The organism is Embleya scabrispora DSM 41855 (assembly GCF_000372745.1).
GTDB classification, from domain to species: Bacteria; Actinomycetota; Actinomycetes; order Streptomycetales; family Streptomycetaceae; genus Embleya; species Embleya scabrispora.
The window spans coordinates 1-1824 of sequence record NZ_KB889644.1 but is presented as its reverse complement, the minus strand read 5'-3'; the positions used below and the strand labels follow the sequence as shown (position 1 = coordinate 1824).

The following is a 1824-nucleotide window of genomic DNA, read 5'->3' as shown; positions in this document are numbered from 1 at the left end:
GAAGATGTCGAGTGCCTCGTGAAGCGTGCAGCCCGACGCTTCTCGGATCGCCTTGAGCGCGGGGATGATCCGGCGCTCCAGGATGTCGCGGTCAACGCTCTCGGGGATTTGTTCCATGGGGCCGTCAGCGTACTTTCGAGCACGTGCAAGGCGCCAAGGCGTTTGCCTCCGGTGGGGAAGAGGAAGGGCAAGTCCCGCACGAAGGGCGCCGACGCGATCGGGACGGCACACCAGTGGACCGCCAACGACCCCACCATCCTGGCGGAGCGCGTCGCCCGAGACTTGAAGATCCTGATCCCGCATCCGTCTCCGTAGTAGCACCGACGCCACCGCACCCCACCACCTCGGGTGAACGGCCGGGCACGGTCACACGAGGTGTCCCTGTGCCCGGCCTGCTCCCGCGACGACCCTGACGCGCAGCCGCTGCTTCCGGCTTTTCGGCTGCTGTGCGAGGGGCAGGTGACCGAGGCCCACACGGCCCTGATTGCAAACCATGCCCCGCCTGGAAACGGCCATCGGTCGTCGACTCGGACGGGACGGCGATTCCGGACGGTGGGGCGGTTTTGAACCGGCACCACGCCCGCGCCCGGTGTGGATCGCCACGCGCCGGGTCGCGGCGACTCGGCCTACGTGCGGTCGTGGATCGTCTGGTGGATCCAGTTCTTGTACGCGGTGTCGTTCGTGTACAGGCCCGGGCCCGTTGCGCAGCCGGGTTTGCCGTCGCCGTCGCCCGAGGTGGTGCCGATCAGCTCCCACCGGCCGCCGCGGTTCTTTTGGATCTGCGGGCCGCCGGAGTCGCCGAAGCAGGCCATGGCCTTGGGCTTCTGGCTGATCGTGCACAGGCGGGTGGCGTCGGTGCGGCCGTTGCACTCGGCGCTGGTGCCCAGGCGGGTGTCCAGTTCCTGGAGCCGGTTCGGGAAGATCGCGTCCTCCAGCCGGTCCGGGTCCACGATGGTGCCCCAGCCCAGGAGCCGAGTCGGCGTGCCCACCGGCCCGGCCTGCTTGGCGAGCTTGATCGGCTTCTCCTTGACCGCCCGGTCCAGGCGGATCAACGCGAGGTCGTTCACGTTGTAGCCACCCTCGTCGGCGGGCTGCGAGTAGCCGGGGTGCATCACGATCTTGTCGATGCCGCGAACGGTGCCACCCTGTGCGCGGTTCTCGCTGCCGATCCGCACCGTTCCGTTCAGTTCGATCGGCAGATCGGGGTCGACACAGTGCGCCGCGGTGAGCACCCACTGTCGATCGATCAGGGTGGCCCCGCACCCGGCGTCCACGCCCCCCGCCTTCATCGGGATGTAGGCCATGAACGGGTAACTCTGGGTCGAGTCCTGCCCGTTGACGATCGCCCCGGCGCTGCCGGCGAACGCTGTGGTGCCGAGCACGAGTGCCGCTCCCGTGGCCGCGATCGCCTTGGCGACCAGACCGCGCCGGCGGCGCGGGGCGGGGCCGGTGTCGGCGGTGGGACGCGAGGTGGATGCGCGCATGTAGTGACCTTTCGTGGAGGGGGGAGCGGCCGCGCGAGGGGTGCGGCGGCCGTACCCGGGCCGAACGTCTCCCGCGTCGGGCCCGTGCGGATCATCCTCGGCGCGGCGCGCCGCCGGAAACAGCCGTCTCGATGTCGTCCTCGGATAGATTCCGGACAGGCAAGTGATCGCGATGCTCGCGCTCAAAGTCCTCGGACATCGGCCCACCGCCTTCGGACCGGTGTTCGGCACTTCCCGCCCGACACGACTCCGCTGGCGAATTTGCCGTATCGCTGAACCGAGCGCGGGTGTGGTGCCAGGCTCGGGAGTTCTTGGTGGGGAGCCTGACGGGGGGATCTTT

The 1824-nt window shown here is 69.4% G+C and carries 2 protein-coding genes; one reads left to right on the top strand and one right to left on the bottom strand.

All coding sequences use genetic code 11. From position 1 onward, the window contains the following. Window positions 1–171: 171 nt before the first annotated feature. Entirely contained in the window at window positions 172–315 is a 144-nt protein-coding gene (locus A3IC_RS68685; protein ID WP_020550940.1) for a hypothetical protein, read from the top strand. A gap of 311 nt (window positions 316–626) precedes the next feature. Here A3IC_RS68685 and A3IC_RS0115400 read toward each other — a convergent pair whose 3' ends face one another. Then, complete coding sequence (locus A3IC_RS0115400; RefSeq protein WP_020550939.1) at window positions 627–1484, bottom strand: S1 family peptidase; 858 nt, start codon at window positions 1482–1484, stop codon at window positions 627–629. Between the last annotated feature and the right edge of the window lie 340 nt (window positions 1485–1824).

What these genes read in the sequence shown, in the direction of transcription:
- A3IC_RS0115400 (WP_020550939.1), bottom strand. Translation starts at nt 1,484, where the DNA reads ATGCGCGCATCCACCTCGCGTCCCACCGCCGACACCGGCCCCGCCCCG.